Below are 14,650 nucleotides of genomic sequence, written 5' to 3'. Positions count from 1 at the left end.
CTTTTTCGGCGGCTCTGCCCTTCGAGCCGGCTGATGCGTTTGCTTGTTTGGCCGCCTTAGCCTGACAACCCTGGAGTGTCTGGTTTGATCGTCTTCCGTTATCTATCCCGCGAAGTCCTGTTGACCTTGAGCGCCGTCAGCGCTGTGCTGCTGGTCATCATCATGAGCGGTCGCTTCATCAAATACCTCGCCCAGGCGGCCTCTGGCCTCCTGGATCCGGGCTCGCTATTCCTGATCATGGGCTTCCGTCTGCCGGGTTTCCTGCAGCTGATTTTGCCTCTGGGCCTGTTTCTCGGAATCCTGCTGGCCTACGGTCGCCTGTACCTTGAAAGTGAAATGACCGTGCTGTCGGCCACCGGCATGAGCCAGCAGCGTCTATTTACCATGACCCTTTTTCCGGCCACCCTGGTTGCACTGGTGGTGGCGTGGCTGAGCCTGAGCCTGGCGCCACAAGGCGCCAACCAATTCCAGTTGCTGTTGAACAAGCAGGATGCCCTGACCGAGTTCGACACCCTGGAACCGGGCCGCTTCCAGGCTTTGCGTGACGGCACGCGGGTGACCTACACCGAAACGCTGTCGGATGACCGCGTCAACCTCGGCGGCGTCTTCATTTCGCAAAAGAACGTCTCGTCCGATAAGAAGGACCGTGGAATTTCCGTGCTGGTGGCCGAGAGGGGCCGTCAGGAAATTCGCCCCGACGGTAACCGTTACCTGATTCTCGACAACGGCTATCGCTATGACGGCAATCCGGGTCAGGCCGACTACCGGGCGATCAAGTACGACGAGTACGGCGTATTGCTGCCCAAGCCGGACGTCAGTGACGAAGTGACCGACCGTGACGCAATGACCACCGCCTCGTTGCTGGGCAGTGACGACATCCGTTCGCGTACCGAATTGCAATGGCGTCTGTCCTTGCCATTGCTGGTCTTCATCGTGACCTTGATGGCGGTGCCGTTATCGCGGGTCAACCCGCGTCAGGGCCGTTTCCTCAAGCTGCTGCCGGCGATTCTTCTTTATATGGCTTACCTGTCCATCCTGATTGCCGCTCGCGGCGCCCTTGAAAAGGGCAAGATCCCGCCTGCTCTGGGGTTGTGGTGGGTGCATGCAATCTTCCTGGCCATCGGCCTGGGCTTGCTCTATTGGGAACCCTTGCAGCTGAAGCTGGCGAGTCGCCGCAGCGCGCAGGAGGTGGCTCGTGGATAAGCTCGATCGCTACATTGGTAGCAGCGTGTTCGTGGCGATTCTGGCGGTACTGGGGATCATTCTCGGTCTGGCAACACTGTTTGCTTTCATCGATGAAATGAGTGACGTCAGCGACACCTACACCTTGGTCGACGTGTTGAGTTATGTCCTGTTGACCGCGCCGCGCCGTCTTTACGACATGTTGCCAATGGCAGCGCTGATCGGTTGCCTGATCGGCCTCGGCAGTCTGGCCAGTCACAGCGAGCTGACCATCATGCGCGCTGCGGGCGTGTCGATCGGGCGAATCGTCTGGGCGGTCATGAAGCCGATGCTGATCCTGATGGTGGTGGGTGTGCTGATCGGCGAATACGTTGCGCCGGCCACCGAAGTCACCGCTCAGGCCAATCGCTCCCTGGCTCAGGGCGGGGGCGATGCGCAAAGCGCCAAGCATGGTTTGTGGCATCGCCAGGGTGATGAGTTTATTCACGTCAACTCTGTGCAACCCAACGGTCTGCTGTACGGCGTCACCCGTTATCGTTTCGACAAAGAGCGTCATATGCTGTCTTCCAGCTTCGCCAAGCGAGCGAAGTTCGATCAGGATCACTGGCAGTTGAGCGACGTCACCACCACGTTGTTCCATGAAAAGAGCACTGAAGTGGTCACCGCCCCGGTCGAGCGCTGGAATGTCGCCTTGAGCCCGCAGTTGTTGAGTACCGTGGTCATGTCGCCTGACACGCTGTCGATTAGCGGTCTGTGGGGTTACATCCACTACCTGGCTGATCAGGGCCTGAACAATGGTCGTTACTGGCTGGCATTTTGGGTCAAGGTGTTGCAGCCGCTGGTTACCGCCGCGCTGGTGCTGATGGCGATTTCCTTCATCTTCGGTCCGTTGCGCTCGGTGACCCTCGGGCAGCGGGTGTTCACTGGCGTGCTGGTGGGCTTCACCTTCCGCATCGTTCAGGATCTGCTCGGTCCTTCGAGCCTGGTCTTCGGTTTCTCGCCACTGTTTGCGGTACTTGTTCCGGCGGGTGTTTGTGCCTTGGCCGGGGTCTGGTTATTGCGCAGGGCCGGTTGATCAGGGGTTTCTACTGACCTTGCTGGCCACTCAAAACGCCCCTGTCGCAAGACCGGGGCGTTTTTGTAACCGCCGTCTGACCTGCGAACGTGACGCTTGCGCCGTGGATCAGGTACAATTCCCGGCTATTTTTCGGCGGGCTATGCCTGCAGCCTTTTTGAGTGTTGATCCGTGAGTGATTTGAGTCATATCCGCAATTTCTCCATCATCGCCCACATTGACCATGGCAAGTCGACGCTGGCCGATCGCTTCATCCAGATGTGTGGCGGCCTCGCCGAGCGCGAAATGGAAGCCCAGGTTCTGGACTCCATGGACCTGGAACGTGAACGCGGGATCACCATCAAGGCCCACAGCGTCACCCTGTATTACACCGCTCGCGATGGCATCAAGTACCAGCTGAACTTCATTGACACCCCGGGCCACGTTGACTTCACCTATGAAGTCAGCCGGTCGCTGGCGGCCTGTGAAGGCGCGTTGCTGGTGGTCGATGCCGGTCAGGGCGTTGAAGCGCAGTCGGTTGCCAACTGCTACACGGCGATCGAGCAGGGCCTGGAAGTCATGCCGGTCCTGAACAAGATCGACCTGCCTCAGGCCGATCCGGACCGCGTCAAAGAAGAAATCGAAAAAATCATCGGTATCGATGCCACCGATGCGGTCGAGTGCAGTGCCAAGACCGGTCTGGGCGTCGACGAAGTACTCGAGCGCCTGGTCAAGACCATTCCTGCGCCAACCGGCAACTATGAAGCTCCGCTGCAAGCGTTGATCATCGATTCCTGGTTCGACAACTACCTGGGCGTTGTTTCCCTGGTGCGCGTGCGCCACGGTCGCGTGAAGAAGGGCGACAAGATCCTGGTTAAATCCACCGGCAAGATCCACTTGGTGGACAGCGTCGGTGTGTTCAACCCGAAACACACCGCCACCGTCGACCTGAAGGCCGGCGAAGTGGGCTTCATCATCGCCGGCATCAAGGACATCCACGGTGCACCGGTGGGTGACACCCTGACCTTGAACACCACGCCAGACGTCGACGTGTTGCCCGGTTTCAAACGTATTCAGCCGCAGGTGTACGCCGGCCTGTTCCCGGTCAGCTCCGACGACTTCGAAGATTTCCGTGAAGCCCTGCAAAAGCTCACGCTCAACGACTCGTCCCTGCAATACACCCCGGAAAGCTCCGACGCTCTGGGCTTCGGTTTCCGTTGCGGGTTCCTCGGCATGCTGCACATGGAAATCATCCAGGAGCGCCTGGAGCGTGAGTACGACCTGGACCTGATCACCACGGCGCCGACGGTAATTTTCGAGCTGTTGCTGAAAACCGGTGAAACGATTTACGTCGACAACCCGTCGAAGCTTCCAGACCTGTCCTCGATCGAGGACATGCGTGAACCCATCGTGCGGGCCAATATTCTTGTGCCGCAAGAGCACCTGGGCAACGTCATTACCCTGTGCATCGAGAAGCGTGGCGTACAGCACGACATGCTGTTCCTCGGTACTCAGGTTCAAGTGACCTACGATTTGCCGATGAACGAAGTGGTCCTGGACTTCTTCGACCGTCTGAAATCCACCAGCCGTGGCTATGCTTCGCTGGATTACCATTTCGATCGTTATCAATCGGCTAATCTGGTGAAACTGGATGTGCTGATCAACGGTGACAAAGTCGACGCCCTGGCGTTGATCGTGCACAAGGATAGTGCGCACTACAAAGGTCGCCAGTTGACCGAGAAGATGAAAGAACTGATTCCACGTCAGATGTTCGACGTCGCAATCCAGGCCGCCATTGGTGGGCAGATTATTGCGCGGACCTCTGTCAAGGCGCTCAGAAAGAACGTATTGGCCAAATGCTACGGTGGTGACGTTAGCCGTAAGCGCAAGCTGTTGGAAAAGCAAAAGGCCGGTAAGAAACGCATGAAGCAAGTCGGCAACGTGGAAATTCCACAAGAAGCCTTCCTTGCAGTGCTCAGGTTGGATAGTTAGGTCCTATGTCACTAAATTTCCCGCTGTTGCTGGTCATCGCCGTGTTCGTCTGCGGCCTGTTGGCGTTGCTCGATCTGCTGTTCCTGGCGCCACGGCGCCGGGCTGCCATCAGCTCCTATCAGGGGAGTGTCAGCCAGGCTGACAGGGTGGTCGTCGAGAAACTGAACAAAGAGCCGCTGCTGGTCGAATACGGCAAGTCGTTCTTCCCGGTGTTGTTCATCGTGCTGGTACTGCGTTCGTTCCTGGTGGAACCGTTCCAGATTCCTTCCGGCTCGATGAAACCGACCCTGGACGTTGGCGACTTCATCTTGGTGAACAAGTTTTCTTACGGGATCCGCTTGCCGGTGATCGACAAGAAAGTCATCGAAGTGGGTGATCCACAGCGCGGCGATGTGATGGTGTTCCGCTACCCGAGCGATCCGAACGTCAACTACATTAAACGTGTGGTGGGCCTGCCGGGTGACCAGATTCGTTACACCGCCGACAAGCGTCTGTTCGTCAACGGTGAGTCGATTGCCGAACAACGGGTCGGCTCCGAGCCGGGCACGTTGGGCAGCGCTGAGCTCTACAAGGAAAAACTTGGCGTCGCCGAGCACCTGATCCGCAAGGAAATGAGCCGTTACCGCGCAACGCCGGACCGTTCGTGGACCGTGCCGGCCGGGCACTACTTCATGATGGGCGACAACCGCGACAACTCGAACGACAGTCGCTACTGGGATGATCCGAGTATTCCCAAGGACCTGCTGGGCATGGTTCCCGACAAGAATATCGTCGGCAAGGCCTTCGCAGTCTGGATGAGCTGGCCGGAACCTAAACTCAGTCACCTGCCGAATTTCTCGCGGGTTGGCCTGATCAAGTAATCACACTCGGCGCTGTTGAACACAGCGCCGAATGCATTTCTGGAACCGGCACAATCGGCGCCAGAAGCATGAAAACAATGATATTCAGGACGTAATTTTTGAACACAGCGTTAATTGTCCCAAGCCTGCGCCGCATTACGGCGATGGCGGTGGAATCCAACCACGAACTCAGCGTGGGTAAACCGTGAGCGTCTCCTTAAGCCGTCTCGAGCGTCAGCTCGGCTACACCTTCAAGGATCAGGAACTGATGGTCCTGGCCCTGACTCACCGCAGCTTTGCCGGGCGTAACAACGAACGCCTGGAATTCCTCGGTGATGCCATCCTTAACTTCGTCGCTGGCGAGGCGCTGTTCGATCGCTTCCCGTTGGCCCGCGAAGGCCAGTTGTCGCGTTTGCGCGCACGCCTGGTGAAAGGCGAGACCCTGGCCGTACTGGCCCGCGGTTTCGATCTGGGCGAATACCTGCGCCTGGGTTCCGGTGAATTGAAAAGCGGCGGTTTCCGTCGCGAGTCGATTCTGGCCGATGCCCTTGAAGCGCTGATCGGTGCGATCTACCTGGACGCCGGCATGGACATGGCACGCGAACGCGTGCTGGCCTGGCTGACCGGGGAGTTCGAAGGCCTGACACTGGTCGACACCAACAAAGATCCAAAAACCCGCCTGCAAGAGTTCCTGCAATCGCGGGGTTGTGAACTGCCGCGTTACGAAGTGGTGGATATCCAGGGTGAGCCGCATTGCCGGACGTTCTTCGTCGAATGTGAAATCACCTTACTGAATGAAAAAAGCCGAGGTCAGGGTGTGAGTCGTCGTATTGCCGAACAGGTAGCGGCGGCCGCAGCACTGATTGCCCTGGGCGTGGAGAATGGCCATGACTGATTCAACTGCAACTCGCTGTGGCTATGTCGCCATCGTCGGCCGTCCCAATGTGGGCAAGTCCACGCTGCTGAACCACATCCTCGGTCAGAAGCTGGCGATCACCTCGCGCAAGCCTCAGACCACTCGCCACAACATGCTCGGTATCAAGACCGAAGGCAGCGTGCAGGCGATCTACGTCGACACCCCCGGCATGCACAAAGGTGGCGAGAAAGCCCTGAACCGCTACATGAACAAGACCGCTTCGGCCGCGTTGAAAGACGTCGACGTGGTGATCTTCGTGGTTGACCGCACCAAGTGGACCGACGAAGACCAGATGGTCCTCGAGCGCGTTCAATACGTGACCGGCCCGCTGATCGTGGCGCTGAACAAGACCGATCGCATCGAAGACAAATCCGAGCTGATGCCGCACCTGACCTGGTTGCAGGAACAGTTGCCGAACGCGCAGATCATGCCGATCTCGGCCCAGCACGGGCACAACCTCGAAGCGCTGGAGCGGGTGATTGCCGGCTACCTGCCGGAAAACGATCACTTCTTCCCGGAAGACCAGATTACCGACCGTAGCAGCCGCTTCCTCGCCGCTGAACTGGTGCGCGAGAAAATCATGCGCCAGATGGGCGCCGAGCTGCCGTACCAGATCACCGTCGAAATCGAAGAGTTCAAGCAGCAGGGCAAAACCCTGCACATCCATGCCTTGATCCTCGTTGAGCGCGACGGCCAGAAGAAAATCATCATTGGCGACAAGGGCGAGCGGATCAAACGCATCGGCACCGAGGCGCGCAAGGACATGGAATTGCTGTTCGATTCCAAGATCATGCTCAACCTTTGGGTCAAGGTGAAAGGCGGCTGGTCCGACGATGAGCGCGCCCTGCGTTCGCTGGGTTACGGCGACCTGTAACTCCGGTTCCTGATACACCAGGGAACCCCTGTGGGAGCGAGCTTGCGCGCGATAGCGGTCTGCCAGTCAACATCCATGTTGAACATCAGGCCCTCATCGCGAGCAAGCTCGCTCCCACATTGGTTTTGGGTTGTTTGTAAAACTGCGTTCCGTTACTGAGAACTCCATGTCCCAACCCATCGGCCAACCCGCTTTCGTGCTTCACAGCCGCGCCTACCGCGAAAGCAGCGCGTTGGTGGATTTCCTCACGCCGCAAGGTCGGCTGCGGGCGGTATTGCGCAGTGCGCGGGGCAAGGCCGGGACGCTGGCGCGGCCTTTTGTGCCGCTGGAAGTCGAGTTCCGTGGCCGTGGTGAATTGAAGAACGTCGGTCGCATGGAAAGCGCTGGCGTTTCCACCTGGCTCAACGGTGAGGCGCTGTTCAGCGGTCTCTACCTCAATGAGTTGTTGATTCGCCTGTTGCCTTCAGAAGATCCCCATCCCGAAGTCTTCGATCATTACGCTGCGACCCTGCTTGCGCTGGCCGAAGGCCGACCGCTGGAGCCGTTGTTGCGTTCCTTCGAATGGCGGCTGCTTGACGACTTGGGTTACGGCTTTGCCCTGACCACTGACCTCCACGACGAGCCCATCGCGCCGGACGGTCTCTACCGTTTGCAGGTGGACGCCGGACTTGAGCGGGTTTACCTGCTGCAACCCGGTTTGTTCAACGGTACCGAGCTGTTGGCCATGGCCGATGCAGATTGGTCAGCTCCTGGCGCGCTATCAGCAGCCAAGCGCTTGATGCGTCAGGCATTGGCCGTTCATCTGGGCGGCCGTCCCTTGGTCAGTCGCGAGTTGTTTCGCAAGCCGTAGGGTCTGTTGGCGCTTGGTGATGGCCGCGACGGGCGCCCACTTGGCGCAGGGCTGCGTTGCTCGGAGCTTATTTGGAACAACCAAACTACGTTCCTCGCGCCTTGCCCTGCACCAAGTGGTCATCCCGTCACGGCCATCACCAAGCGTCAACAGACCCTATCTCCCCGTGTATGCTGTGCGCCGAACTTTTCCATTTTCAGGAGCGCTTCCGTGACCACCAGCAATCGCATTCTTCTTGGCGTGAACATCGACCACGTTGCCACCCTGCGTCAGGCCCGGGGCACGCGCTATCCGGATCCGGTCAAGGCAGCACTGGACGCGGAAGAGGCGGGCGCTGACGGCATCACCGTGCACCTGCGCGAAGACCGTCGGCACATTCAAGAGCGCGACGTGCTGCTGCTCAAGGATGTACTGCAAACCCGCATGAACTTCGAAATGGGCGTTACCGAAGAGATGATGGTGTTCGCCGAGCGGATTCGTCCGGCGCATATTTGCCTGGTGCCGGAAACCCGTCAGGAGCTGACGACCGAAGGCGGCCTGGACGTGGCGGGGCAGGAAGTACGGATTAAAGCAGCGGTGGATCGCCTGTCAAAGATCGGCTGTGAAGTGTCGCTGTTCATTGATGCTGACGAGCGGCAGATCGAAGCGTCCCGTCGTGTCGGCGCGCCCGCCATCGAGCTGCATACCGGTCGTTACGCCGATGCCGAGACGCCGACTGAAGTGGCTGAAGAGCTCAAGCGTGTGGCGGATGGCGTGGCGTTTGGTCTGGCTCAAGGCCTGATCGTCAATGCCGGCCATGGTTTGCACTATCACAACGTTGAAGCGGTCGCGGCGATCAAGGGCATCAACGAACTGAACATCGGCCATGCGCTGGTGGCGCATGCGTTGTTCGTTGGGTTCAAGTCGGCTGTTTCGGAGATGAAGGCATTGATTCTAGCTGCGGCTTTGAAAGGCTAAATCGGCGGCGTCTTTGAAGGCAGCGAAGATTTAGAGCTGCGGGGTTTCCTGATTCGGCTTGGTCTTGTCGACCCCCGGCACATGCAGGTTGCCTTCGGCGACCTGATTGCCTTCAAGTTGCGGCTGCGTCACCCACGTCAGGATGTCGTAGTAGCGGCGGATGTTCGCCACGAAGTGAACGGGTTCGCCGCCACGGGCGTAGCCGTAACGGGTTTTGCTGTACCACTTCTTCTCTGACAAACGCGGCAGGATCTTCTTCACGTCCAGCCACTTGTCCGGGTTCAAGCCTTCCTTGGCCGCCAGTTTGCGTGCGTCATCCAGGTGGCCGCTGCCAACGTTGTAGGCCGCCAGTGCAAACCATGTGCGATCCGGCTCCTGGATCGACTCATCCAACTGATCCTTCACGTAGGCCAGGTACTTGGCGCCGCCCATGATGCTTTGTTTGGGGTCCAGTCGATTGGAAACGCCCATGGCCTGCGCGGTGTTCTGGGTCAGCATCATCAGGCCGCGCACGCCGGTCTTCGACGTGACGGCCGCTTGCCATAATGATTCCTGATAGCCGACCGCGGCCAGCAGGCGCCAATCGACTTTCTCTTTCTTGGCGTACGCCTTGAAGTGCTGTTCGTATTTGGGCAGCCGTTGCTGCAAGTGCTGGGCGAAGGTATAGGCGCCCACGTAGCCGAGAACATCGACGTGCCCGTAATAGCGGTCTTTCAGACGTTGCAGGGTGCCGTTCTTCTTCACCTTGTCGAGGTAGGCGTTGATCTCGTTGAGCAAGCTATTGTCGTCGCCAGAGGCCACGGCCCAGCTCTGGTTGCTGGCGTCACCGAGGTCGAAGGCGACCCGCACCTTGGGGAAGTAGACCTGGTTCATCGCCACTTCGTTTGAGTCGACCAGGGTCAGATCAATCTGACCTTCATCGACCATCCGCAGCAGGTCGACGACTTCAACGGCGTCGGACTCTTCGTAATCAATGCCGGGGTATTTCTTTTTCAGCTCCGCCAACTGCTCGGCGTGGGTGCTGCCCTTGAGCACCATGATCTTCTTGCCCACCAGATCCTTCGCATCGGTGGGCCGCGATTGGCCGTTGCGATAGATAATCTGCGGGGTGACTTCGAGATAAGAGTGGGAAAACCGAACCTGCTTTTTGCGTACTTCGCTGCTGACCAGGCCGGCAGCAGCGATCACTGGGCCGTTGGGTTTGCCCACCTGATTGAACAGGTCGTCGAGGTTGTCGGCGGTTTCGATTTTGAGTTCCACCCCCAGATCGTCGGCGAAGCGCTTCACCAGCTCGTATTCGAAGCCGGTTTCACCGTTGCGATCCTGAAAGTAGGTGGCGGGGCTGTTACGGGTAACCACCCGCAGCACGCCGTCCTCCTTTAGGCGCTCCAGCGTGTTGGGTTTATCAACACAGCCACTGAGCATCAGGAAGAGTCCGGTTGCGATCAGCCATTTGGCGTACCGCGGACGCAAAGCCGTTGGGGAAAACATTTGCGCAGTATACGCAAAGGACCACGAGCGCCATATCTCGACAGCGAAGGGCTTGTCTGCTAGAGAGCGATAAACCCGCGTGAAGCCCGCAGGAATGGGCTCGGACGCTAATGTGTGACAGCAAAATAACCCCTGGCCCCCCCTTGTTTCAGGCCCAAACACCCGTCCCGACGCCCGGGTGTAGCCGCCCGTACCGTTTCGGGTGATGTCGCGGGCTGTTTAGGCTAGAATGCACGGCCTCAAAGCACACCCCTTCCCGAGGCTGTCCCGAAGATGTTGATCCTGCGCGGCGCTCCTGCCCTTTCTGCCTTTCGCCACAGCAAACTCCTTGAGCAACTGAGCCAGAAGGTCCCGGCTGTCAGTGGCTTGTATGCTGAATTCGCTCACTTGGCTGAAGTCACCGGCGTCCTGACCGGCGACGAACAGCAGGTGCTCGCGCGCCTTCTGAAGTACGGCCCAAGTGTTCCGGTACAAGAGCCGACCGGTCGTCTGTTCCTGGTGTTGCCGCGTTTCGGCACCATCTCGCCATGGTCCAGTAAAGCCAGCGACATCGCTCGCAACTGCGGCCTGACGAAAATCCAGCGCCTGGAACGCGGCATTGCGTTCTACGTCGCCGGCCAGTTCAGCGACGCCCAAGCGCAGCTAATCTCCGATGCGCTGCATGACCGCATGACCCAGATCGTATTGGGCAACCTCGAACAAGCCGCCGGCCTGTTCCGCCACGCCGAGCCGAAGCCGCTGACCGCGATCGACGTCTTGGGTGGCGGCCGTGCCGCGCTGGAAAAAGCCAACACCGAGCTGGGCCTGGCCCTGGCTGAAGACGAAATCGACTACCTGGTCAACGCCTTCGTCGACCTGAAGCGCAACCCGCACGACATCGAATTGATGATGTTCGCCCAAGCGAACTCCGAGCACTGCCGTCACAAGATCTTCAACGCCAGTTGGGACATCGACGGTCAGAGCCAGGAAAAAAGCCTGTTCGGCATGATCAAGAACACCTACGTGATGCACAGCGAAGGCGTGCTGTCGGCTTACAAGGACAACGCTTCGGTGATCGTCGGTAACGTCGCCGGCCGTTTCTTCCCGGACCCTGAAACCCGCCAGTACGGCGCGGTACAGGAACCGGTGCACATCCTGATGAAAGTCGAAACTCACAACCACCCGACTGCGATTGCCCCGTTCCCGGGCGCGTCCACCGGTAGCGGCGGCGAGATTCGCGACGAAGGCGCTACCGGTCGTGGCGCCAAGCCAAAGGCTGGCCTGACCGGTTTCACCGTGTCCAACCTGCAAATCCCGGGTTTCGAACAGCCGTGGGAAGTGCCGTACGGCAAGCCTGAGCGCATCGTTACCGCGCTGGACATCATGATCGAAGGCCCACTGGGTGGCGCCGCGTTCAACAACGAATTCGGTCGTCCGGCCCTGACCGGTTATTTCCGTACCTTCGAACAGTCGATCACCACCCCGCGTGGCGACGAAGTTCGCGGTTACCACAAGCCGATCATGCTGGCCGGCGGCATGGGCAACATCCGTGCCGAACACGTGCAGAAAGGCGAGATCACCGTTGGCTCCAAGCTGATCGTGCTCGGTGGCCCGGCGATGTTGATCGGCCTGGGCGGCGGTGCGGCTTCCTCCATGGCCACGGGCACCAGCTCGGCAGACCTGGACTTCGCTTCCGTACAACGCGAAAACCCTGAGATGGAACGTCGCTGCCAGGAAGTCATCGACCGTTGCTGGCAGTTGGGTGAACGCAACCCGATCAGCTTCATCCACGACGTGGGCGCGGGCGGTCTGTCCAACGCCTTCCCGGAGCTGGTCAACGACGGCAACCGTGGTGGTCGCTTCGAACTGCGCAACATTCCAAACGACGAGCCGGGCATGGCCCCGCACGAAATCTGGAGTAACGAATCCCAGGAACGCTACGTTCTGGCGGTCGGCCCGGCGGACTTCGAACGCTTCCAGGCGATCTGCGAGCGCGAGCGCTGCCCGTTTGCCGTCGTCGGCGAAGCCACTGCCGAGCCGCAACTGACGGTCACCGACAGCCACTTCGGCAACAGCCCGGTGGACATGCCGCTGGAAGTGCTGCTGGGCAAAGCTCCGCGCATGCACCGTTCGGCCGTTCGCGAAAACGAACTGGGCGACGACTTCGATCCGTCGACGCTTGAGATTGCAGATTGCGTAGAGCGCGTTCTGCATCACCCTGCCGTGGCGAGCAAAAGCTTCCTGATCACCATCGGTGACCGCACCATCACCGGCCTCGTGGCCCGGGATCAGATGGTTGGCCCGTGGCAGGTTCCGGTGGCCGACGTTGCCGTCACCGCGACCAGCTTCGACGTTTACACCGGTGAAGCCATGGCCATGGGCGAGCGCACTCCGTTGGCACTGCTGGACGCTCCGGCGTCGGGCCGCATGGCCATCGGCGAAACCCTGACCAACATTTGTGCCTCGCGCATCAACAAGATCTCCGACATCAAACTGTCGGCCAACTGGATGTCCGCTGCCGGTCACCCAGGTGAAGACGCGCGACTGTACGACACCGTGAAAGCGGTCGGCATGGAACTGTGCCCTGAGCTGGGCATTACCATTCCGGTGGGCAAGGACTCCATGTCCATGGCCACCCGCTGGAACGACGAAGGCGTCGACAAGACCGTGACGTCGCCGATGTCCCTGATCGTGACCGGTTTCGCGCCTGTGGCTGACATCCGTCAGACCCTGACGCCGGAACTGCGCATGGACAAGGGCACCACCGACCTGATCCTGATCGATCTGGGCCGTGGCCAGAACCGCATGGGCGCCTCGATCCTGGCCCAGGTTCACGGCAAGCTCGGCTCGCAAGCGCCGGACGTTGACGATTCCGAAGACCTCAAAGCCTTCTTCGCGGTGATCCAGGGCCTCAACGCCGACGGTCACCTGCTGGCTTACCACGACCGTTCCGACGGTGGTCTGCTGACCAGCGTGGTGGAAATGGCCTTCGCCGGTCACTGCGGCCTGAGTTTGAACCTCGACGGTCTGGCAGAAACCTCCGCCGACATCGCCGCGATTCTGTTCAACGAAGAACTGGGCGCTGTGATCCAGGTTCGTCAGGACGCTACGCCGGACATTCTTGCGCAGTTCAGCGCGGCCGGTCTGGGTGACTGCGTTTCGGTGGTCGGTCAGCCGATGAACAACGGCCAGATCAACATCACCTTCAACGGCGAAACCGTGTTCGAAGGTCAGCGTCGTCTGCTGCAACGTCAGTGGGCTGAAACCAGCTACCAGATCCAGCGTCTGCGTGATAACGCGGACTGCGCCGAACAAGAGTTCGACGTGCTGCTGGAAGAAGACAACCCGGGCCTGAGCGTCAAGCTAAGCTACGACGTCAACCAGGACGTCGCCGCGCCTTACATCAAGAAAGGCATCCGCCCACAAGTTGCCGTACTGCGTGAGCAGGGCGTCAACGGTCAGGTGGAAATGGCGGCCGCGTTCGACCGCGCCGGTTTCAACGCGATCGACGTGCACATGAGCGACATTCTGGCCGGCCGTGTCGACTTGAACGAGTTCAAAGGTCTGGTGGCCTGCGGCGGTTTCTCCTACGGCGACGTCCTGGGTGCCGGCGAAGGCTGGGCCAAGTCCGCGCTGTTCAACAGCCGCGCTCGCGATGCGTTCCAGGGCTTCTTCGAACGTAATGACAGCTTCACCCTCGGCGTGTGCAACGGTTGCCAGATGATGTCCAACCTGCACGAGCTGATTCCGGGCAGCGAGTTCTGGCCGCACTTTGTGCGTAACCGTTCCGAGCAATTCGAAGCACGTGTGGCGATGGTTCAGGTCCAGGAATCGAACTCGATCTTCCTGCAAGGCATGGCCGGTTCGCGCATGCCGATCGCCATCGCTCACGGCGAAGGTCATGCCGAGTTCGAAAGCGAAGAAGCGCTCCTGGAAGCCGATCTGTCGGGTTGCGTGGCGATGCGTTTCGTCGACAACCACGGCAAGGTTACCGAAAACTACCCGGCCAACCCGAACGGCTCGCCGCGTGGGATCACCGGTTTGACCAGCCGTGACGGTCGCGTGACCATCATGATGCCGCACCCGGAGCGTGTGTTCCGCGCGGTGCAGAACTCGTGGCGTTCGGAAGACTGGAACGAAGACGCACCTTGGATGCGTATGTTCCGTAATGCTCGCGTCTGGGTTAACTAAGCGCGATGTATAAGCTCAGTTTTTATGTTCCTGCCAGCCATGTCGAGGTGGTCAAAAGCGCTGTGTTCGCCGCGGGTGGTGGGCGGATCGGGGCTTATGATCACTGCGCGTGGCAGGTGTTGGGTCTGGGTCAGTTTCGGCCTTTGGATGGCAGTCAGCCGTTTATTGGTGAGGCGGGGCAGGTCGAACAGGTTGAGGAATGGAAGGTTGAGCTTGTGGTCCGTGATGAGTTGATTCGCTCTGTGGTGGTGGCTCTGAAGCAGAGCCACCCCTACGAGACGCCGGCTTATGAGGTGTGGCGGCTGGAGGATTTTTGATCTTGCCG

General features: G+C 59.5%; 11 protein-coding genes. 10 read left to right on the top strand and 1 reads right to left on the bottom strand.

The genetic code is table 11. The features are described 5' to 3' along the window. Window positions 1–84: 84 nt before the first annotated feature. From lptF to pdxJ, 8 genes are all read left to right on the top strand, one after another. Window positions 85–1,203, top strand: a complete 1,119-nt coding sequence (gene lptF, locus ACYZT3_RS24090; protein WP_282382568.1) for an LPS export ABC transporter permease LptF — start codon at window positions 85–87, stop codon at window positions 1,201–1,203. Further along, window positions 1,196–2,257, top strand: a complete 1,062-nt coding sequence (gene lptG, locus ACYZT3_RS24085) for an LPS export ABC transporter permease LptG (RefSeq protein ID WP_282382565.1) — start codon at window positions 1,196–1,198, stop codon at window positions 2,255–2,257. The genes lptF and lptG overlap by 8 nt, the downstream gene beginning before the upstream one ends. A gap of 171 nt (window positions 2,258–2,428) precedes the next feature. Then, window positions 2,429–4,228, top strand: a complete 1,800-nt coding sequence (gene lepA / locus ACYZT3_RS24080; RefSeq protein WP_282382563.1) for a translation elongation factor 4 — start codon at window positions 2,429–2,431, stop codon at window positions 4,226–4,228. Between the two features lie 5 nt (window positions 4,229–4,233). Next, the gene (gene lepB / locus ACYZT3_RS24075; RefSeq protein ID WP_462030901.1) at window positions 4,234–5,088 is read left to right on the top strand and encodes a signal peptidase I; all 855 of its coding nucleotides are present in this window, start codon (window positions 4,234–4,236) and stop codon (window positions 5,086–5,088) included. A gap of 184 nt (window positions 5,089–5,272) precedes the next feature. Then, entirely contained in the window at window positions 5,273–5,962 is a 690-nt protein-coding gene (gene rnc, locus ACYZT3_RS24070) for a ribonuclease III (RefSeq protein WP_282382559.1), read from the top strand. Beyond that, the gene (gene era / locus ACYZT3_RS24065; protein WP_282382557.1) at window positions 5,955–6,857 is read left to right on the top strand and encodes a GTPase Era; all 903 of its coding nucleotides are present in this window, start codon (window positions 5,955–5,957) and stop codon (window positions 6,855–6,857) included. Before rnc ends, era begins: the two co-directional genes overlap by 8 nt. A gap of 166 nt (window positions 6,858–7,023) precedes the next feature. Beyond that, window positions 7,024–7,707, top strand: a complete 684-nt coding sequence (gene recO / locus ACYZT3_RS24060) for a DNA repair protein RecO (protein ID WP_282382555.1) — start codon at window positions 7,024–7,026, stop codon at window positions 7,705–7,707. A gap of 210 nt (window positions 7,708–7,917) precedes the next feature. Next, entirely contained in the window at window positions 7,918–8,664 is a 747-nt protein-coding gene (gene pdxJ / locus ACYZT3_RS24055) for a pyridoxine 5'-phosphate synthase (RefSeq protein ID WP_282382553.1), read from the top strand. Window positions 8,665–8,694: 30 nt separating this feature from the next. On the opposite strand, the gene mltF is transcribed toward pdxJ, so the two are convergent. After that, window positions 8,695–10,155 (bottom strand): membrane-bound lytic murein transglycosylase MltF, encoded by a 1,461-nt coding sequence (gene mltF, locus ACYZT3_RS24050; RefSeq protein ID WP_282382551.1) that lies wholly within the window; start codon window positions 10,153–10,155, stop codon window positions 8,695–8,697. A 273-nt stretch (window positions 10,156–10,428) separates the two neighbouring features. Here mltF and purL point away from each other — a divergent pair, with 273 nt between their 5' ends. Both purL and ACYZT3_RS24040 read left to right on the top strand, forming a co-directional pair. Continuing rightward, window positions 10,429–14,325 carry a phosphoribosylformylglycinamidine synthase gene (gene purL / locus ACYZT3_RS24045; protein ID WP_462030900.1) on the top strand — a complete coding sequence of 1,299 codons (3,897 nt, stop codon included), beginning with the start codon at window positions 10,429–10,431 and terminating at the stop codon, window positions 14,323–14,325. 5 nt (window positions 14,326–14,330) lie between these two features. Next, the gene (locus tag ACYZT3_RS24040; protein ID WP_282382547.1) at window positions 14,331–14,642 is read left to right on the top strand and encodes a YqfO family protein; all 312 of its coding nucleotides are present in this window, start codon (window positions 14,331–14,333) and stop codon (window positions 14,640–14,642) included. Window positions 14,643–14,650 lie beyond the last annotated feature (8 nt).

It is taken from the genome of Pseudomonas sp. MDT1-16, from assembly GCF_054898115.1.
This window is presented reverse-complemented; position numbering and strand designations above follow the sequence as displayed.

Coding starts and splice junctions, on each gene's coding strand:
- lepB (WP_462030901.1), top strand. CDS start 4,234: ATGTCACTAAATTTCCCGCTGTTGCTGGTCATCGCCGTGTTCGTCTGC.
- era (WP_282382557.1), top strand. CDS start 5,955: ATGACTGATTCAACTGCAACTCGCTGTGGCTATGTCGCCATCGTCGGC.
- recO (WP_282382555.1), top strand. CDS start 7,024: ATGTCCCAACCCATCGGCCAACCCGCTTTCGTGCTTCACAGCCGCGCC.
- mltF (WP_282382551.1), bottom strand. CDS start 10,155: ATGTTTTCCCCAACGGCTTTGCGTCCGCGGTACGCCAAATGGCTGATC.
- purL (WP_462030900.1), top strand. CDS start 10,429: ATGTTGATCCTGCGCGGCGCTCCTGCCCTTTCTGCCTTTCGCCACAGC.
- ACYZT3_RS24040 (WP_282382547.1), top strand. CDS start 14,331: ATGTATAAGCTCAGTTTTTATGTTCCTGCCAGCCATGTCGAGGTGGTC.